Here is an 18,945-nt window from a genome sequence, read left to right as displayed (position 1 = left end):
CTGCCCCAAACGCACTTCCCCTGCACCAACAATGGCAACATCGCAGGTTGAGCATAAGTCAGCGAGCGCCCCCTCCCGCGCACGGAACGGGAGGGGGCTAAAGGTAGGAGTCTACCGGTGGGTTGACCCCACCGGACAGACGATGACCAAGTGATCCTCTACAGGATCGTCAAGGTTTCCGTGGGGCACCCGTTGGGTACTTAGATCAACACGCAGGCGACGGTCAGGATGATGGCGCAGACGACGGAGAGAACGACGATGAGCTTAAGGGCAAACTTGAGCCAGGTCGTCCACTCGATCTTGGCCAGGGCGAGACCGCCCATGATGGCACCGGAGGTCGGGGTGAACAGGTTCACGACACCGATGGCGGCGGAGAAGATCATGACCATGACCTCGGGCGAGAAGCCGAGCTTAACAGCCAGCGGTCCCATGATGGGCATGGAGACGGTAGCCATACCAGAGGTCGACGGGATCAGGAAGGACAGGCCGAAGTAGACCAGGAAGCTCATGGGAGCGAAGATCACGCCGGACAGACCAGCCAGGGCACTGGCGGCAGCGTCGAGGACGTAGACGTCGAGACCGGTGTTGGCCATGAGGACGGAGATGCCACGGGCGAGGGCGATGACGAGAACAACGGACATCATGTCGGCGGCACCGGTGATGAAGGTGTTAACGATCTGCTTCTCGGACAGGCCACCGATGATACCGATCAGGATAGCCATGAGGAAGAACCAGGTGGAAGCCTCGTCGAAGTACCACTGGCCAATGGGCAGGCCGGTGATCAGGGCAGACCAGCCCTGGACGACGGTGTTACCGTCGGCATCGTAGACAGCGCCAGCGTCAAAGAAGTTGGCGACGCCCTCGTTGAGGTCGGCCAGCGGAATGAAGCCGACGATCATGACGACGAAGGTGAAGGCAAAGGCAATCAGAACGCCCTTCTGACGACCGGTGAGCTTGACCTCCTTGTTAACCTCGGAAGCAGCCTTGCCGTGAGCCTCTTCGGCGTCCTTGAGCTCCTGCATCGACAGGATGGTGGAACCCTTGTCAGCCTTGACCTTCTTGGCATAGCCCATGACGAAGAAGATGGAAATGGCCGTGGTAACAATCCACAGGACGGCACCGAGGCCGATGATGATGGACTGGTTGACCTCAATGCCAACGCCGGTCAGAGCGTCGACGGCAGCGCCGACGGCGAACGGGTTAACCGTGGAGCCCAGGCAGCCGCAGCCAGCGCCGAGCAGGACGGTAGCGGCGCCGACCATGGGGTCGAAGCCGGCAGCCATCATGGTAGCGGCGAGCAGGGCGTAGAAGGGAACGGTCTCCTCGCACATACCATAGGTGGTACCACCGAGGGAGAAGATGAGCATAAGGACAGGAACGAGCATGATCTCGTTGCCCTTAAGCTTCTGCACCAGAACGGCGATGCCGTTGTCCAGAGCGCCAGTCTCGGTCATCATACCGAGGAAGCCGCCCAGGATCATAACGAAGAGGCAGACGGGCAGAGCGTCAGCGAAGCCCAGGATCGGGGCGGTGCAGAAATCGCTCAGACGGGCTGCAGTAACAGCGCCGCCGGACGTGCCGGAGACGATAACGGTAATCACTGCAACAATTGCCAGCAGAGCTAGAAGAATGGTGAACGATGAAGGCATACCGCGCTTTTTCTTTGCGGTCTCAGTCATGGTTCTCATCCCCCCTTCATAAATCATTTAACTTTCTCGCGCGAAGCGGATCTTCCGTGCCGTGCCCACCGCCCGACGCAAGATATTTACCAGACAAACCGCTCGGGGTGTGCAGCAATACACCCCGAGCGAAATGCTTAAAGGCTCTTACTTGAGCGTTGCGTACATGACAGCCTTGATGGTGTGCATGCGGTTCTCGGCCTCGTCGAAAACCTTGGAAGCGGGGCTCTCGAAGACCTCGTCGGTGACCTCCTGCTCGGTAATGCCGAACTGCTCGCACTTCTCGGCGCCAATCGTGGTGTTGGTGTCGTGGAAGCTGGGCAGGCAGTGCAGGAAGATGGCACCCGGGTTGGCCATAGCCATGACCTCGGAGGTGACACGATACGGGGTGAGCTGAGCGATGCGCTCGGCCCAAACCTCGTCAGGCTCGCCCATGGAGACCCACACGTCGGTGTAGATAACGTCGGCACCGGTGACGCCGTCCTTGACGTCGGTGGTCAGCTTGATGGTGCAGTCGTTAGCCTCGGCGATAGGCTTGCAGGCCTCGATGACGTCGTCAGCGGGCATGCACTCCTCGGGGCCACAGGCCACGAAATTCATGCCGAGCTTGGAGCAGACAACCATGAGGGAGCGAGCAACGTTGTTCTTGCAGTCGCCCATGAAGACGAGGGTCTTGCCCTTGATGTCGTAGTTGAAGTTCTCCTGGACGGTCAGGATGTCGGCGAGCATCTGGGTGGGATGCCACTCAGTGGTCAGGCCGTTCCACACGGGCACGCCGGACTTAGCGGCGAGCTCCTCGACGTCGTCCTGGGCAAAACCACGGAACTCGATGCCGTCATACATGCGGCCGAGAACGCGGGCGGTGTCCTCGATGGACTCCTTCTTGCCCATCTGCGACGAACCCGGATCGAGGTAGGTGACGCCCATGCCCAGATCCATGCCGCCGACCTCGAAGGCGCAGCGGGTACGAGTGGAGGTCTTCTGGAAGAGCAGAACGATGTTCTTGCCCTCGAGATAGCGATGCGGAACGCCAGCGCGCTTCATATCCTTGAAGTTCTTGGAGAGCTTGAGCAGGTACTCGATCTCCTCAGTGGTGAGGTCGAGGAGCTTGAGGAAGCTACGGCCGGAGAGGTTAACACCCATGGTTCGTTTCCTTTCGAAAAATGAATTACGCAAGTATTCGTGTTGCCCGTTTGACGGGCAAAACCGGTGCGGTTGTAGGGGGACCGCACCGGAAACGGAAAGACTTAGAGGTCCTCGCGCCAGAAGGGCATGCTCATGCAGCGCGGGCCGCCACGGCCGCGGGAGAGCTCGGCGGAGGGCACGACGAGAAGGTCCAGGCCCTCCTTGTACAGCACGTCGTTGGTGACGGTGTTGCGGGCGTAGACGCAGATCTTGCCGGGCTCGACGCACAGGGTGTTGGAGCCGTCGTTCCACTGCTCGCGGGAGGCCGCGATCGGGTCGCCGCCGCCGCAGGGGATCAGCTTGACCTGGTCGACGCCGGTGGCGTCCTCCAGGACGTGCTCGAGGGTGTCCTCGATCAGGCGGATGTTCACGTCGCCCGGGTTCTTGCCGGCGGTCAGCTCGTAGACGCGCAGGGTGCCCATGATGGCGGGGTGGATCGTGAACTTATCGACGTCGATCTGGGTGAAGACCGTGTCGAGGTGCATGAAGGCGCGCGAGACCGGGATGTCGAAGGCCAGGATGCGCTCGACCTTGGAGTCGGAGTTCCAGAAGATGTTCTGGGCCATGACGTCGATAGCGGCGGCCTGGGTGCGCTGGGAGATGCCGACGGCGAGGGTCTTCTCGTTGATGTTCAGCACGTCGCCGCCCTCGGTGTGGAACTGGCAGTCGCGGCGGAAGTACAGGGAGACGTCCTTGTAGTCGGGGTGGTACTTGAAGACGTACTTGCCGTACAGGGTCTCGCGGTTGCGGGTGACCGAGTACATGCGGTTGAGGTTGACGCCCTCGCCGACGACCGCGAACGGGTCGCGGGTGAAGTAGAGGTTGGGCATCGGGTCGATGATCAGGTCGGACTCGGACTCGGAGTTGACCAGGGAGTCGAGGGTCGTGGAGGCCGTGAGGGGCATCTCGATCTCGGCCTTGGTCATGCCGGCCATGGTCTTCTTGACGAACTCGAGGTTGTCCTCGATGGAGTCCAGCTTCTCGCGGACGATCTGCGGCATGTGCTTCCCGCGGATGCCGGCCTCGGCGATGTACTGGTCGGTGAACTCGTCGCGGGCGCCGGGGACCTGGTCGAACACCTCGGCGACGAGGTTCTCGAGGTAGAGCACCTCGACGCCCTGGTCCCTCAGGATCTGGGCGAAGGTGTCGTGCTCCTGCTGCGCGACCTCCAGGAACGGGACGTCGTCGAACAGGAGCCGCTCGAGCTCGTCGGGCGGCAGGTTGAGGAGCTCGTCGCCGGGACGGTGCAGGCAGACCTTCCTGAGCTTGCCGATCTCGGAAGGCACGTGCAGACCTTTCGTCATGGCCTCCTACCTTTCTTTCGGGCCCTTGTCAGGGCCGATTCGTTAGCGCCCCTCCGTGTGAGGCGTTATTGCTGACGACATATTTATATCCAAATTCAACCCATACTTCCACCTTGCCCCCGAACGGTTTTTTATAGGGGGTGAACGGCATACACATATACTTCACGCATGGCACACTTCATCTTAATAAAGTGTATTTACGTGCTTAAACGCGTTTTCAATCCAAAAATCAAATGGAACTAAACTTTATTAAACCACCCTCAGATTGCATATTTCGCGCAACTATATGAATAGAATTCGCAATTCTTGCTGTCTCTCAACCATTTTGATTTTTATTCATAAAAAAGTTTGTCCTATTCATTTTTAGCAAACAGATTACCGTTTACCAGACGTTGGATACCGTTCACCGGAAGCTTAGTATAAGGCCCGTCGAATACCCGATCGATCTTGCGTCTCCATTTGTAACAACTTGACTTTTCCGGCGGCAAAGACAAACAGACCCGCCCCCAGAAGGGGCGGGTCTGCATTCGGTACACCTAGGGCCAAGTAAGGTTTAGGCCTTCGAGGGCCTCAAGAGATTAGCGATCGAACTCGGCCAGTGCCTCGCCCAGAAGCCTCAAGCCCTCGCGAAGAACATTTTCGCTCGCGCAGTAGCCCAGGCGTGCGCCGCAGGGAAGCTCAAAACGGCTGCCGGGCACCAGCAGCACTCCCCTCTCGGACAACAGGCGCTTGCAGAACTCCTCGTCGTCCTCGGGAATATCAAGCTGGATAAACGAGGTAGACACGCCCTGCGGGGCCGTCCATGAAACGCGATGTTGCGTATCGATCCAAGCCTGCGCGATATCGCGATTGCCAGACACGATCTTGCGGTTGCGCTCGAGAATCTTGTCCTTTTGCTCAAGCACATAGGTCGCCAGGGCATCGTTGAACACGCCGCCGCAGATCATGGTGTAATCGCGATAGGTGCGGATGCGATTGGACACCTCTTCGTCGGTCACGACCCAACCCACGCGGGCTGCAGGCGTCGAATAGGTCTTAGATACCGAGTTGGTGACAATGGCCTTCTCATACACGTCGGCCATCGACATAAAGGACTCGGTGTTCTCGAGCGGCAGATACACCTCGTCACACAGCACGTAGGCGCCCACCGAACGGGCAATCTCGGCAATCTGACCGAGCGTATCGGCATCAAGCACCGAACCGATGGGGTTCGATGCGTTATTGATGCAGATGAGTTTCGTGTTGGGGCGAACAAGGCGCTTGAGTTCCTCGATATCGGGTTTCCATCCGAGCTCCTCGCGAAGCTCCCAATACTCGACCTCGGCGCCGAGCGAACGCGGGATCTCGTAGAGCGGCGCATAGGTAGGCCACTCGGCGATGACATGATCGCCGGGCTCGACCACGGCCATGATGGCGTTGAGGTTGGCACCCGTGCAGCCGTTGGTCTGCAGAATGTGATCGGGATTGACCTCGCGACGATAGAGCTTGGCGACCTCAGCCTTAAACTCCGGTGAACCCTCGATCCAGCCGTAGTTCATCTTCTCGCGATCCAGGCGCTCGTAGAATGTGGCGCCGTCCTGCTCGTCGAGCGCGCGCAGCTCGCCCATGGTAAGCGAGGAGATCGTCGACTGGGCGATATCCCACGTGGCGCTCTTCTCCCAAACGTTAAGCCACTCCTCAACGCCGATCGTCTTGATATCCATGGTTAGGCTCCAATCGCTAGAACACGGGGGTGATGCCGGCAAAGGTCATGGGAATCGAGATGATGCCCAAAAGGCAAAGAAGCCGACACCGTTGGGGGTGTTCCTATAGTTTTGTCAACTGGGCAATGCTGTTTTCGAGATTGAATCGCGACATGCTAACGCCAGGCCTTTCGGCCGATGGGCTCCAATCTGTTCGGAGCGCTTCGACTAGGCGGCGTAGGGCACCCTGTCCCGCATGATCGCGTAGATGACCTTCAGCCTCTTTCGTGCCAGCGCCTTGAGCGCCTTGCCGTGCGGCATGCCCCGCTCTCGGCACCTAGCGTAGTAATCGCCCCATCTTCCCTCTGTCCGGGTAAGGCAGTTGCACGAGAATATGAGCAGGTTCTTCAGCCTCTTGTTGCCTTGGCGCGATGCCGTCACCGAGGAGATCGAGGTCCCCGACTGGCGGTTGCGCGGCGCCAGGCCGCAGTACGACGCGAGCTTGTCGTGGCTTGGGAAGTCTTCGATATCTATGGAGATCGCGAGCTCGGAAGCGGTTTTGGGGCCGATCCCCGGCACCGTCAGGAGGCATCGGTAGGTATCGTCGCCCTCGAGGAGGGCGGATATCTCCGCCGTGATCACATCGATCTCCGCCGAGTTCTCGGAGATCCTGCGCGCGAGCAGCCTCACCGCCCGGTCCTCGGCGGCGATGGCCGCCGCATCCGGCCTTGTCGAGGAGGCCGTCGAGCGGACGAGGGCCTCGATCTTGCCGCGCGCCGCCCCGCGCGTGAGCGCCGCCGCCCTGCGGGGCCCGGCGTCGGCCACCGACCAGGCCCCGCCGAGGGATGCCATGAGCCTCAGCTGGGGACCGTCGGACAGGTCGACCAACGCCTCGAAGGCGGGGCACGATTCCAGCAGGATGCTGCGCAGCCGGTTCTTGCTCCTGGTGTTTTCGCAGGTCAGGAAGTTTCTCTGGGCGGCCAGCGCCCTCGCCGCCGCGACCGTCGGGCCCGGATCCCCGACCGGCAGGAGTGCGTCGGGGATGCCCAGCGCCGTCTTCGCGATGACCATTGCGTCCCGCTCGTCGGTCTTGGCGTCGCCGGCGAAGAGCCTGGCGGCCCCGTGTGCCGCGAGTCCCGGCAGGTACGCCGCCGACATCCCGGCCGCCTTGGCGCGGGCGAGCGCGAGGGCGCCTATGTTGCGCGACTGGTCGACGACCACGAGCGCGTCGGGGAAGCGGCCGAACAGCGAGTCCAGATCGCCCTCCCTGTTCGCGACGGGGGCGCTCAGCAGTATCTCGCCGTCCCGGGTCGCGACGCATGCCCAATGGGACAATTTCCCGACATCGAGCCCGATGACGGCTTCCGGCATTCTAGGTGGTGCCACGGTGTTATCCTCCAATCGGTAGGCCGATCGGAACCCCTCCCTGCGACACCCACATTACCTGGCCGTGGCGCTTGCGCCCGGCAGTTTCCTATCAGTCGTCCGGAGCGGCGAGCGCCCCCGGTGGCAACACCCCCCGGGCCCTCTACGGGGCAGGGGCAGACGGCCATCCGGAGGCGCCCGATCGGCGGCCCCTCGGGGCTTGCCCGTATCGTAGGCAATGCGCCGAATGCTCGCCATCGAAATTTATCGGTGGCCCACTTCAGACTGTAATGGGGGTATCAACGTGACTGCCCCTAGTCATATGGGCCACCTTATCTGATGTTAATTAAGATTCATTAAACAAGAATGGGGCGGTGCGAAAGATCCGCACCGCCCCAATGGGAGACATCTAATGGCAGCTAGATGTTTGTTTTAAGACCCGTACGGATCTTTGAAAACCTTAGAGGTCCTCGCGCCAGAAGGGCATGCTCATGCAGCGCGGGCCGCCACGGCCGCGGGAGAGCTCGGCGGAGGGCACGACGAGAAGGTCCAGGCCCTCCTTGTACAGCACGTCGTTGGTGACGGTGTTGCGGGCGTAGACGCAGATCTTGCCGGGCTCGACGCACAGGGTGTTGGAGCCGTCGTTCCACTGCTCGCGGGAGGCCGCGATCGGGTCGCCGCCGCCGCAGGGGATCAGCTTGACCTGGTCGACGCCGGTGGCGTCCTCCAGGACGTGCTCGAGGGTGTCCTCGATCAGGCGGATGTTCACGTCGCCCGGGTTCTTGCCGGCGGTCAGCTCGTAGACGCGCAGGGTGCCCATGATGGCGGGGTGGATCGTGAACTTATCGACGTCGATCTGGGTGAAGACCGTGTCGAGGTGCATGAAGGCGCGCGAGACCGGGATGTCGAAGGCCAGGATGCGCTCGACCTTGGAGTCGGAGTTCCAGAAGATGTTCTGGGCCATGACGTCGATAGCGGCGGCCTGGGTGCGCTGGGAGATGCCGACGGCGAGGGTCTTCTCGTTGATGTTCAGCACGTCGCCGCCCTCGGTGTGGAACTGGCAGTCGCGGCGGAAGTACAGGGAGACGTCCTTGTAGTCGGGGTGGTACTTGAAGACGTACTTGCCGTACAGGGTCTCGCGGTTGCGGGTGACCGAGTACATGCGGTTGAGGTTGACGCCCTCGCCGACGACCGCGAACGGGTCGCGGGTGAAGTAGAGGTTGGGCATCGGGTCGATGATCAGGTCGGACTCGGACTCGGAGTTGACCAGGGAGTCGAGGGTCGTGGAGGCCGTGAGGGGCATCTCGATCTCGGCCTTGGTCATGCCGGCCATGGTCTTCTTGACGAACTCGAGGTTGTCCTCGATGGAGTCCAGCTTCTCGCGGACGATCTGCGGCATGTGCTTCCCGCGGATGCCGGCCTCGGCGATGTACTGGTCGGTGAACTCGTCGCGGGCGCCGGGGACCTGGTCGAACACCTCGGCGACGAGGTTCTCGAGGTAGAGCACCTCGACGCCCTGGTCCCTCAGGATCTGGGCGAAGGTGTCGTGCTCCTGCTGCGCGACCTCCAGGAACGGGACGTCGTCGAACAGGAGCCGCTCGAGCTCGTCGGGCGGCAGGTTGAGGAGCTCGTCGCCGGGACGGTGCAGGCAGACCTTCCTGAGCTTGCCGATCTCGGAAGGCACGTGCAGACCTTTCGTCATGGCCTCCTACCTTTCTTTCGGACCCTTGTCAGGGCCGATTCGTTAGCGCCCCTCCGTATGGAGCGCTGCTTGCTGACAGCTCTAGTTATATCCAATTTCCACCCGCAATTCTACCTCGCCCCCGAACGGTCAACAAAGTACGATGAACGGTATATCGCATATGATTTCCCATGATGCACTTCAGTTTCGTAAAGCAGATTTTCCTAGGTAAACGTTATTTTTCTAGGAAATCAAGATTGAACACTCAAAGTTATCCATGATTCAAAATTGCATAGTGAAAACGGTTTTCTGCATATAAATGACGCTTGTCCTCGATTCGACCTAAATTCGATTATATTCAGCTTGCTATCATTCTTATTCATACATTCTCACCAGTTGAGTGAGGATATAGATCGCTTGTTCAAAGCACCGGACGTTAGTGCTTCGGATCGTCAGCGTAATAAGTAGGTAAAGATACCGTTCGCGCGATACGTCCGCGCCATAGGTCGACTAAATTGAGACAATAGCAAACAGTGTTAGGCTACCGTCCCTTTGGGGACTGAACGGACAGATGCATATGCCGAGCAAAATCGAAAAGAAGCAGAACGCCGCCAAGCTGCGCAAGAAACCGCGCGATTTCTCGTATACGCAAAATCGAGAGCTTAGCTGGCTGCGCTTTGATAACCGCGTACTCGACGAAGCCTTCGATGAGTCTGTGCCACTGTTCGAGCGCCTTAAGTTCGTCTCGATCTTCGAGTCAAACCTCGACGAGTTTCTCATGGTGCGCGTGGGCGGCTTGTCCGATCTGGCAGAGCTCAAAAAACAGCCCGTCGACAACAAGAGCAATATGACCGCCTCCGAACAGGTCGATGCTGTCATGGCAGAGCTGCCCGGGCTCCTTACCCGCTGGGAGTCGATCTTTAAGAGCATCGAGGACAAGCTCGACACTCTGGGCGTTCACCGCGCCCGCATCGATTCGCTTACGCCCGAGGAACATACCTTTGTAACCCGCTACTTCCAGGCCTACGTATCACCGGTCATCTCGCCGCTGGTCATCGATCCGCGCCATCCCTTCCCCAACCTGCGCAACGGCGCGCTCTATCTGGCTTGTGGCCTGGACGGCATCACCGACGAGGAGAGCCTGCTGGGCCTTATCGAGATTCCCGCCTCGATGAACCGCGTGGTCGAAATCCCCTCGCCCACCGGCACCTACTCCTACATTCTGCTCGAGGACGTCATCCTCGCCTGCCTGGACAGCTGCTTCGGCTCCTATAAGCCGCTCGACCGCGCGCTCATCCGCGTCACCCGCAACGCCGACATCGATCCGGACGGCGAGGGCGTCGAGGAGGAAGAGGATTACCGCCAGCACATGAAGCGCATCCTCAAGAAGCGCCTGCGCCTGCAGCCGGTGGTGCTCGCCGTATCGGGTTCGCTCGAAAAGCCAACGCTCAAGACCATCCGCAAAGCGCTCGAGCTTTCGCGCCGCTCGGTTTTTACCTGCGATATCCCGCTCAACCTGGGCTATGTCTTTGGCATTGAGGGCAAAATACCCGAGCATCTACGAAACGAGTTGCTCTTTACGCCGTTTAGGCCGCAGCCCAACCCCACCATCGATATGACCCGCTCCATCCGCGATCAGGTGCTGCAGCACGACAAGCTGCTCTTTTACCCTTACGAGACCATGAATCCGTTCTTGGACCTGGTGCACGAAGCAGCCTACGACCCCGAGTGCATCTCGCTTCGCATCACGCTCTACCGCGTGGCCAAACAAAGCCGCCTGTGCGAGTCGCTCATCGATGCTGCCGAAAACGGCAAAGAGGTTACAGTGCTCATGGAGCTCCGCGCCCGCTTTGACGAGCAAAACAACATCGAATGGGCCGAGCGGCTGGAAGAAGCCGGCTGCACCGTTATCTACGGCTCCGAGGGCTTTAAATGCCATTCCAAGATCTGCCAGCTCACCTATCGCGAGGGCATGGCGCTTACCCGTCTGACGCTTTTGGGTACCGGCAACTTTAACGAGAAGACGGCCAAGCTCTACAGCGACTTTATGCTCATGACCGCGCATCCCGGCATCGGCGAGGACGCCAACCTGTTCTTCCGCAACCTGTCGCTGGGCAACCTGCGCGGCGACTACCGCTTCCTGGGCGTGGCGCCCGTGGGCCTCAAGCCGCTCATCATGCGCGGCCTGGACCGCGAGATTCAGCGTGCCCTTGTCGGCGAGCCCGCCCGCGTGTTCTTTAAGCTCAACTCGCTTACCGACCGCGAGGTCATCGACAAGATCGCCGAGGCATCGTGTGCCGGTGTGCGCGTGGACATGATCATCCGCGGTATCTCGTGCCTCAAGCCCGGTGTTCCGGGCAAGACCGAGAACGTGCACGTGCGCTCCATCGTCGGACGCTTTTTGGAGCATGCGCGCGTCTATGCCTTTGGCGTGGACTCGGATATGATCTACCTGAGCTCGGCAGACATGATGACGCGCAACACCGAGCACCGCGTGGAGATCGCCTTCCCCGTGCTCGACCCCACCTGCCGCGCCCAGGTGCACGAGTACATGGGCATGCAGCTGCGCGACAACGTGAAGGCACGCAGTCTGACGAGTGACGGCACCTGGATTCCCGTGAAGCGCAAAGAAGGCGAGAAGCCCTTCAACTCGCAGGAAGCTCTGCTGGTGCGTGCCTATCGCAACGCCGAGGCCGTCGCCAAGGCAGAACCTACGCTCGCATCCAAGCCTGAGCTCGAACCGCAGCCGGCCGCACCCGAGGTCCAGAAGGTTCAGGCAACCGTCATAGAGCCTGAGTCCGAGCCTGCTCCTCGGCCCCAACCGCAGACGGCCAACCCCGCGTCCGAGAAGGGCGCCCGCCGCGAGAAGCCCGCTGGCAAGACCAAGACCATCGAGCGCCATCGCCCCGGTCGCGTGCGCATGGGACTGGGCCTGATCGGCCTAGGCCTTAAGACGCTCATTACCGGCAAGACGAAATAGACGTTTGTAGAAGCGCCCCGTATTTGAGGAATACCCCAGATACGAGGCGCTTTTCCCTGCTACCATGGTTGCGAACAATACCGCGAATGACAGGCAGGAACATGAAGCTCACCATAGAATCGATGACCTACGGCGCCGACGGACTGGCGCACGCCGACAACGGCAAGGCCGTCTTTGTGCAGGGCGCCGTGGCAGGCGACACCGTCGAGGCCGAGATCGTGCAGGACGGCAAGTCGTTTATGCGCGCCCGCACGACCGAGATTCTGGAGCCGGGCCCCGATCGCATTCAGCCCCCCTGCCCCTTCGTGGGCGTCTGCGGCGGTTGTTCGTGGGGCAATCTCTCGCGCACCGCGCAGCTTGCCGCCAAAGAGCAAAACCTGCGCTCCACGCTCGAGCGCATTGGCAAGTTCGCCCCCGAGCAGGTCAACGATCTTGTCCAGCCCATCCGCCACACCAAGGACGACTGGGGCTACCGCAACAAGATTGAGCTGGAGCCCACCCTCGTTAACGGCCGCGTTCGCCTTGGCATGCACGGCGTCGATCCCAGCAAGATCGTCACCGTAGATTCGTGCCCGCTGTTCGATAAGCGTTTTCCCAAGGCGCTCAAATCGGTCGTCGGCGCGCTCAACTATCTGAGCGGCAGTCACGATCTGGGTCTGGAGCGCGTGGGCATTCGCGCTTCGCGTCGCACCAAGGCGCTCGAGGTCGCACTTTGGACGCCCACGGGCTCCTTCCCGCGCTCGCAGGTCTCGCGCGTGTTGGCAGACGCCGCTCGCCCCACGAGCGTAGTGCGCGTCATGAGCAAGGGAGAGAAGAAGGCCCGCCGCGTCTCCAAGGTGGAGATGCTCGCCGGCGAGGGCTCCTGGACCGAGAACATCGCCGACGGCCAGATGCGCCTTTCTGCCCCATCGTTTTTCCAGGTCAACACCAAGGGCGCCGAGATTTTGATCGAGCTTGTCATGGAGGCGCTCGACCCGCAAGAAGACGAGCTTGCCATGGACCTGTACTGCGGCGCCGGCACCTTTACCCTGCCGCTCGCCCGCCGCTGTGATTTTGTTGCCGCCGTCGAGGCCTACGGCCCGGCCGTGCGCGACCTGCGCCGCAACCTCGAGATCAACAAGCTCGATAACGTCGATGTCATCGGCGGCGATGCCGTGCGCGAGTTCCCCGACCAGGATGCCGATGTCCTGGTGGTCGACCCGCCGCGTGCAGGTCTGGCACCCGAGGCAATCGACCTCATCGCCAGCACGAGCGCCCGCGACGTGGCCTACGTGAGCTGTGATCCGGCGACTTTGGCACGCGATCTTAAGTGCTTTGTCGAGGAAGGCACCTTCTCCCCCGTCAAGATCACGCCGGTCGACCTGTTCCCGCAAACCTTCCACTGCGAAACCGTCGTCCATCTCAAGCGCAACTAGACTGTTTGCCCAAGACCACACCCGATGATTTTTCTGGGACGGGGATAAAAATAAATTTGTTCCGAATGATTATTTAATCCCCGTCCCGAAATTAAACCGCCCTCCATTTCTTGGACATTGAACTGCCGCCCGAGAAAGCTAAACGCCTTCTGGCAGGTTGTCCCGGACCGAGGGCGGCCGCCTCGACCGCCCTCGGCCCTCACCCACCTCAACTGCCCTCAACTACATAGAGCTGGTCGAGAAGGGCCCAAGCTAGCAGGCGCCTTCCTCGTCGTCGTTGGGCCGGTAGGTGATGAACTCGATGACGAAGGCCAGGACGGCAGAGACGAGCGAGGCGATGATCGCGAAGATCATGTGGGAGATTCCGGCGCCACCAGGGGTCCCGTCGATGAAGTTGAGCAGGTTGAAGACACCGAGGCCACCCGAGATGTACATGAGGGCGCCCGTCATTCCCACGATGGCGCCGCCCACGGCGGAGCTCAGGCATGCCACGACGAACGCGCGCTTGTTGGGGAGGGCGATGCCGTAGATGCCCGGCTCGGTGACACCGAAGAAGAAGGCGGAGATCATCGCGGGAAGGGCGATGCCGCGGAAGCGCTCGTCCTTGTTTCTGAGATACATGGCAAAGATGACCGTTCCGAGCGCGAACCCGTGGCCGATGGTGGCGGCGAGCACGCTGTCGTGGCCGAGGGTGTTCAGGTTCATGATGGAGATGGGGATGAGGCTCCAGTGGAAGCCAAAGATGACGAGGCACATCCACAGTCCGCCGACCAGGGCGCTGCCCAAGACGGAACCAACCACGGGAAGCTGGAAGATAAACGAGAACGCCGCGCTCAGCAGGTTGGTGATGAGGGTGGCCACCGGGCCGATGACGAGGTAGCCCAAGACGATGGAGACCGTCATCGTGGCGAGCGGGACGAGGAACATCTTGAGCGCAGCCGGCATCCAGCTCTTGAGCCAGCGCTCAATGATAGAGCCGAACCACACCATGAGAAGGACGGGAATCACCGAGCTCACGTAGCCGGACACGGGCATGATGATGGGGACCCCGAGGGCGGTGGCGTACCACGAGAACGTGCCGGCCACGCCGAGGTCGATGCTGCCGAGCGCCTCGCCCGAGGTCAGGGCGACCATCGTCGGGTAGAGGAGCGCCACGCCGATTGCCACGCCGGTGAACTCGTTCATGCGGAACTTGCGCGCGGCACTGAACGCCAGGGCGACGGGAAGGAAGTAGAAGAAGCCGTCAGCCACGGTGTAGAGCAGCGTGTAGAGGCCGTCGTTTGCAAAGGCCGGGACGAAGTAGGTGATGAGGGCAAGCAGTCCCTTCATGATGCCTGCGGCGGCAAGCGGTCCCAGAATGGGCTGGAAGATGCCAGAGATGAGGTCGATGATGACGGAGGCAACGGTCTTATCGCCCTGGGGCTCGTCGTCGGCGCTTGCGCCGCCCGAGAAGTTACCGGCCTCCAGGACCGCGTCGTAGACGTCCTCGACGATGTTACCCACGACCACCTGGTACTGGCCGTTGGCTTGGATGACCTGGATGACGCCCTTGAGGGCCTCGATCTTGGCCGTGTTGGCGCGGGACTCGTCCTTGAGCTTGAAGCGCACGCGCGTGATGCAGTGCGCGACGCTGGCGACGCTCTCGGCGCCGCCTACGTTCTCGAGTATGGATCTGGCCAGATCGTCGTATTTTTCAGCCATTATTTTCTCCTTAGTGATATTGCCCGGGCGGCTAGCCCAGGTCGCCTCCGTTGGTGGCGATGGCCTGTCGGTACCAATAGAAGCTCTTCTTGCGCCTGCGCTCGAGCGTGCCGTTGCCCAGGTTGTCGCGGTCCACGTAGATGAAGCCGTAGCGCTTCTCCATCTCGCCGGAGCCCGCGCTCACGAGGTCGATCGGCCCCCAGGTGGTGTAGCCGAGCATCTCGACGCCGTCCTGCTCGATGGCGTCGCGCATGGCCTCGATGTGCTCGCGCAGGTAGGCGATACGGTAGTCGTCCTCGATCGTGCCGTCGGGAAGCACCTCGTCATAGGCGCCGAGGCCGTTGAGCAGGACCGGGCAGAGCATGCCAAAGAAGCCGGCGATGACGGCAAAGGTCAGGATGCCCTGGACGAGGACGCCCGAGACGACGTAGTCCGGGCACACCGTGAGCGACATGACCACGGAGCCCGCGCATACGATGACGCCACGCTGCTCGGACGAGCAGGGGGCCTCGACCTTGCCGGAGAGGGTGACAAAGAGGGAGCAGGACACGGCCGCCCCCAGCGCGCAGAGCAGGGCCACGGGGTCGTACCCGGCGATGCCGGTCTTGTAAACGCCGCTGGCGAACACCGTTCCGAAGACGATGACCAGGGCGGAGACCACTTGGAGGGCCCTCGGCGGTCGGCGCGTCATGACGGTCTGCCACAGGAGCCCCAGCCACGTGAACTGGAAGAGGAGCGTGAGCGCCACCGGGGCGGGCAGCACGCTCATGGCGTAGCAGTAGAGGATTGAGGTGAGGCAGGTGAGGGCTCCCAGGCCCATGAGCTTGAGGGCGAGCTTCCAGCCCACGCGCTGCCAGCGGTGCCCGAGTGCATGGCCCGCGAGTGTGGCGAGGGCGAAGAAGAGGCAGCCGAACCACGCCTGGCTCGCCACCACCTGCGCCGAGGTGAAGCCCGCGGCGTAGGCGAGCTTGTAGGTCGTGGCCATCGCGCCGTAGCAGGCGCCGCCCGCAAAGACCTGGAGCGCCGCCTTGGCCTGTCCCGCGCCCGTGGCTCCTGTCCCGGCGGCCTGTTGCTTGATTGTGTTTGTTCCTGCCATTAGGCTCCCTTCCGTCTGCTGTCTTGCAGATGCACGTCTCGTGCGTCTGTTCCCTGCAGTCGGAAGGTGGGCTCGTGCGGTCTTCTGGCGGTGCATGTGGCACCTGCTGCCAAGACGAAAAAAGCCACGCAACCGACTGCTCGGTTGCGTGGCAAAAAGGTGGCTAGCGCCCAGAAAAGTCCACGCGTTTTTAGACTGAGACAAAATACTACAACAGGTGAGATTCCGTCAAGAAAAACCGAGGAAAAAAGTGAGTCTCTGCCCGCCGTACCTGTGGCGGTCGTTCCCCGAACGGGGCGGTGCGTTGGGGACTGTCTCGATCTGTAACAGTAAGACCCGGTTTTGGTCCGTAGATGTTACAGATTTAGACGTTTTGTCGGGGCGGTTTCCGTTTGTCTTGATCTGTAACAGTTAGGGGTCAAAAGTGGGTCTAGATGTTACGGATTGAGATTGTTGAGGATGGGTGGGGGTAGCTAAAATAGCCCCGTCCCTTTTTAAACATTGGGAAATCGAGCGTGGCAAGCATAGGTCTTCGGGGTATAAGACGGCTAATTGTATGCCGCCCTATGAAAGGAACCCTTATGCCCAGCGTTGCCGTTCTTGCCGCCGATGGCTTTGAAACGATTGAATGCCTGACCATGGTCGATGTCATGCGTCGCGGCGGCGTGCGCGCCACGCTCATCTCGATCATGCCCACGCGCGAGGTCGTAAGCTCGTTGCAGATTCCCGTGACCTGCGATGCGCTCTTTGATGAGATCAACTTTGAGGAGTACGACTGCATCGTGCTGCCCGGCGGCCTGCCCGGAGCCACCAACCTGCGCGCCGACCAGCGTGTCTGCGATGTAGTCTGCGAGTTCGCCGCAACCAAGCACGTTGCCGCCATCTGCGCCGCCCCGTTTATCCTGGGCGAGCTTGGTCTGCTCGAGGGACGCCGAGCCACGTGCTTCCCCGGCTTTGAGAAGAGCTTCCCCGAGGGTGCTTATACCGGCGAGAAGGTCACGCAAGACGGCAACATCATCACTGCCAGCGGCATGGCACAGTCACTTCCCTTTGCCTTGGAGCTGCTGCGCACACTCGCCGGCGACAAGGCCGTCGAGAAGGTTGCCGAGGGCATCCAGCTATGATTTTGGCTTCGCAATCGCCGCGCCGCATAGAGCTGATGCGCGAGGCGGGCTATGACGTTCGCGTAATTCCCGCAGATATCGACGAAACACCTTTTGATGGCGAAGCTCCGCTTACGCTTGTCGAACGCTTGGCACGCGCCAAAGCCGCTGCCGTTGCCTCCGAGCACGCCGAACCCAACGAACTGACTGTCGCAGCCGATACCATTGTCACCTTTGACGGGCAAATTTTGGGCAAGCCGGCAGACGAAGACGAGGCACGCACTATGCTCCGCGAGCTTTCGGGCCGCACGCACCAGGTGGCAACCGGCGTCTGCATCGTTAAAGCCGGCGACGCTGCAGCTCCGCATGCCGCCGAAAGTCTGTCGTTTGTCGATGTGACCGACGTGACGTTCTATGAGCTTACCGAGGAGCAGATCGGGCACTATGTTGCCTCCGGCGAACCCATGGACAAGGCCGGAGCCTACGGTATCCAGGGCACAGGCGGCCGCATGCTCGTGCATGACATTTCGGGCGACTTCTACAACGTGGTGGGCTTACCCATCGCTCGCGTCGCACGTGCGATTCAAAAACTCTCGTAATTGCATCTGGCGCTGGGTATCCCCCGGCGCCTACAATTTTGCCGTACCGTACGGATCCCGACCGAGCATAAGGCCCGGCGGAAAACCGATAGGAGAAAACATGGACACCCTGCTCGAAGCCATTGACGTTTGCGATATCGATGGCTTTTGCTTTGGCAACTATACAGACGGGGAGGCCGGCACCGGCTGCACCGTAATCGTGGCGCCCGAGGGTGCCACCGGCGGCGTTGACGTACGTGGTGGCGCTCCCGCTTCGCGCGAGACCGATCTGCTGCGTCCCGAGAACACCGTCGATAAGGTCCACGCCGTCTGCCTTTCGGGCGGTTCGGCCTTTGGTCTCGAGGCGGCAAGCGGCGTGGCCCGCGAACTCGAGAGCCGCGGCATCGGCCTGCCCGTCGGCCCCACGCAGGTGCCCATCGTTTGTTCCAGCTGCATCTTCGACCTCGCCTTTGGCGATCCCACCGTGCGTCCCGACATTGAGGCCGGTATCGCCGCCGTGCGCGAGGCGCTCGACCATACCCCCACCACACTCGAGCAGGGCAATGTAGGTGCCGGCACCGGCGCCACCGTAGGCAAGCTCATGGGGCCCGCCACCTGCATGAAGGCTGGCCTTGGAGCTGCTGCCGTGGCACTCGGCACCGTCAAGGTGGGCGCCGTGGTCTCGGTCAACGCCTGTGGCAACGTGGTCGACCCGACCACCGGCGAGTGGGTGGCCGGCATGCGCGCCGCAGCCGATAGCGACCAGATCGTCGACATGGAGCTCGCCGCCCTTGCCGCCGCCGGCTCTATGAAAATGCCACTCGACCGCACCAACACCACCATCAGCTGCATCGTCACCAACGTGGAGCTCACTAAGGCCCAGGCCACCAAGGTCTCCCAGATGGCCGCAGACGCCTATGCACACGCCATCCGCCCCACACACACCACCAACGACGGTGACACCATCTACACCCTTGCCAGCGGCAAGCTGGGCAGCCAGGCAAGCGCCGCCGTTCCCCTAGACCTGCTGGGCATGCTCGCCGTAAGGGCCCTGGAAACCGCCATCGTAAACGGAGCCAAAACCGCCAAAACATCCCACGGCATCCCCGGCGTTGCGAAGTAATCCACTCGACCGTCGGTCGGAGACGGGCGGGCGTTACGTTTGCTGCTCTACAG

At 61.3% G+C, this 18,945-nt stretch carries 12 protein-coding genes and 1 pseudogene; 5 read left to right on the top strand and 8 right to left on the bottom strand.

What is annotated here, in order from left to right:
- Positions 1-200 precede the first annotated feature (200 nt).
- The 6 genes from ACQRAP_RS03225 to arcA (ACQRAP_RS03200) all read right to left on the bottom strand — a co-directional run bounded on the left by ACQRAP_RS03225 (position 201) and on the right by arcA (ACQRAP_RS03200) (position 8,917).
- Positions 201-1,688, bottom strand: coding sequence for a YfcC family protein (locus ACQRAP_RS03225; RefSeq protein WP_370450555.1), 1,488 nt, complete (start codon positions 1,686-1,688; stop codon positions 201-203).
- 138 nt (positions 1,689-1,826) lie between these two features.
- Positions 1,827-2,822, bottom strand: a complete 996-nt coding sequence (gene argF / locus ACQRAP_RS03220) for an ornithine carbamoyltransferase (RefSeq protein WP_154515223.1) — start codon at positions 2,820-2,822, stop codon at positions 1,827-1,829.
- A 104-nt stretch (positions 2,823-2,926) separates the two neighbouring features.
- A complete protein-coding gene (gene arcA, locus ACQRAP_RS03215) occupies positions 2,927-4,168 on the bottom strand; it encodes an arginine deiminase (protein WP_427719164.1) in 1,242 nt (413 codons plus the stop codon).
- 578 nt (positions 4,169-4,746) lie between these two features.
- Positions 4,747-5,871, bottom strand: a complete 1,125-nt coding sequence (locus ACQRAP_RS03210) for an aminotransferase (protein WP_427729067.1) — start codon at positions 5,869-5,871, stop codon at positions 4,747-4,749.
- 207 nt (positions 5,872-6,078) lie between these two features.
- Entirely contained in the window at positions 6,079-7,236 is a 1,158-nt protein-coding gene (locus ACQRAP_RS03205; protein ID WP_427727853.1) for an IS110 family transposase, read from the bottom strand.
- A gap of 439 nt (positions 7,237-7,675) precedes the next feature.
- On the bottom strand, positions 7,676-8,917 hold the full coding sequence (arcA, locus tag ACQRAP_RS03200; RefSeq protein WP_427719164.1) for an arginine deiminase: 1,242 nt from the start codon (positions 8,915-8,917) through the stop codon (positions 7,676-7,678).
- A gap of 550 nt (positions 8,918-9,467) precedes the next feature.
- Between arcA (ACQRAP_RS03200) and ppk1 the strand changes: the two genes are divergently transcribed.
- On the top strand, positions 9,468-11,876 hold the full coding sequence (ppk1, locus tag ACQRAP_RS03195) for a polyphosphate kinase 1 (RefSeq protein WP_427794877.1): 2,409 nt from the start codon (positions 9,468-9,470) through the stop codon (positions 11,874-11,876).
- Positions 11,877-11,962: 86 nt separating this feature from the next.
- Positions 11,963-13,291, top strand: a complete 1,329-nt coding sequence (rlmD, locus tag ACQRAP_RS03190) for a 23S rRNA (uracil(1939)-C(5))-methyltransferase RlmD (RefSeq protein WP_427794876.1) — start codon at positions 11,963-11,965, stop codon at positions 13,289-13,291.
- Between the two features lie 252 nt (positions 13,292-13,543).
- Here rlmD and ACQRAP_RS03185 read toward each other — a convergent pair whose 3' ends face one another.
- Both ACQRAP_RS03185 and ACQRAP_RS03180 read right to left on the bottom strand, forming a co-directional pair.
- A complete protein-coding gene (locus ACQRAP_RS03185) occupies positions 13,544-14,992 on the bottom strand; it encodes a PTS transporter subunit EIIC (protein ID WP_427794875.1) in 1,449 nt (482 codons plus the stop codon).
- 31 nt (positions 14,993-15,023) lie between these two features.
- Positions 15,024-15,344 (bottom strand): annotated as a pseudogene (locus ACQRAP_RS03180) (family 1 glycosylhydrolase); the annotation flags it as partial.
- Positions 15,345-16,669: 1,325 nt separating this feature from the next.
- Here ACQRAP_RS03180 and ACQRAP_RS03175 point away from each other — a divergent pair.
- From ACQRAP_RS03175 to ACQRAP_RS03165, 3 genes are all read left to right on the top strand, one after another.
- Positions 16,670-17,212 (top strand): DJ-1 family glyoxalase III, encoded by a 543-nt coding sequence (locus ACQRAP_RS03175; RefSeq protein WP_427729073.1) that lies wholly within the window; start codon positions 16,670-16,672, stop codon positions 17,210-17,212.
- Positions 17,209-17,790 carry a Maf family protein gene (locus ACQRAP_RS03170; RefSeq protein ID WP_154517256.1) on the top strand — a complete coding sequence of 194 codons (582 nt, stop codon included), beginning with the start codon at positions 17,209-17,211 and terminating at the stop codon, positions 17,788-17,790. Before ACQRAP_RS03175 ends, ACQRAP_RS03170 begins: the two co-directional genes overlap by 4 nt.
- A gap of 100 nt (positions 17,791-17,890) precedes the next feature.
- Entirely contained in the window at positions 17,891-18,892 is a 1,002-nt protein-coding gene (locus ACQRAP_RS03165) for a P1 family peptidase (RefSeq protein WP_427794874.1), read from the top strand.
- Positions 18,893-18,945: the final 53 nt, after the last annotated feature.

This window comes from Collinsella sp. SGI.180, from assembly GCF_050313455.1.
In the GTDB taxonomy this organism is placed as follows: Bacteria; Actinomycetota; Coriobacteriia; order Coriobacteriales; family Coriobacteriaceae; genus Collinsella.
This window is presented reverse-complemented; position numbering and strand designations above follow the sequence as displayed.

Bases quoted from the DNA above. Each gene is read 5' to 3' on its own strand.
- arcA (WP_427719164.1), bottom strand. From the start codon at position 4,168: ATGACGAAAGGTCTGCACGTGCCTTCCGAGATCGGCAAGCTCAGGAAG.
- argF (WP_154515223.1), bottom strand. From the start codon at position 2,822: ATGGGTGTTAACCTCTCCGGCCGTAGCTTCCTCAAGCTCCTCGACCTC.
- ACQRAP_RS03185 (WP_427794875.1), bottom strand. From the start codon at position 14,992: ATGGCTGAAAAATACGACGATCTGGCCAGATCCATACTCGAGAACGTA.
- ACQRAP_RS03175 (WP_427729073.1), top strand. From the start codon at position 16,670: ATGCCCAGCGTTGCCGTTCTTGCCGCCGATGGCTTTGAAACGATTGAA.
- ACQRAP_RS03225 (WP_370450555.1), bottom strand. From the start codon at position 1,688: ATGAGAACCATGACTGAGACCGCAAAGAAAAAGCGCGGTATGCCTTCA.
- arcA (WP_427719164.1), bottom strand. From the start codon at position 8,917: ATGACGAAAGGTCTGCACGTGCCTTCCGAGATCGGCAAGCTCAGGAAG.
- ppk1 (WP_427794877.1), top strand. From the start codon at position 9,468: ATGCATATGCCGAGCAAAATCGAAAAGAAGCAGAACGCCGCCAAGCTG.
- rlmD (WP_427794876.1), top strand. From the start codon at position 11,963: ATGACAGGCAGGAACATGAAGCTCACCATAGAATCGATGACCTACGGC.
- ACQRAP_RS03165 (WP_427794874.1), top strand. From the start codon at position 17,891: ATGGACACCCTGCTCGAAGCCATTGACGTTTGCGATATCGATGGCTTT.
- ACQRAP_RS03210 (WP_427729067.1), bottom strand. From the start codon at position 5,871: ATGGATATCAAGACGATCGGCGTTGAGGAGTGGCTTAACGTTTGGGAG.
- ACQRAP_RS03170 (WP_154517256.1), top strand. From the start codon at position 17,209: ATGATTTTGGCTTCGCAATCGCCGCGCCGCATAGAGCTGATGCGCGAG.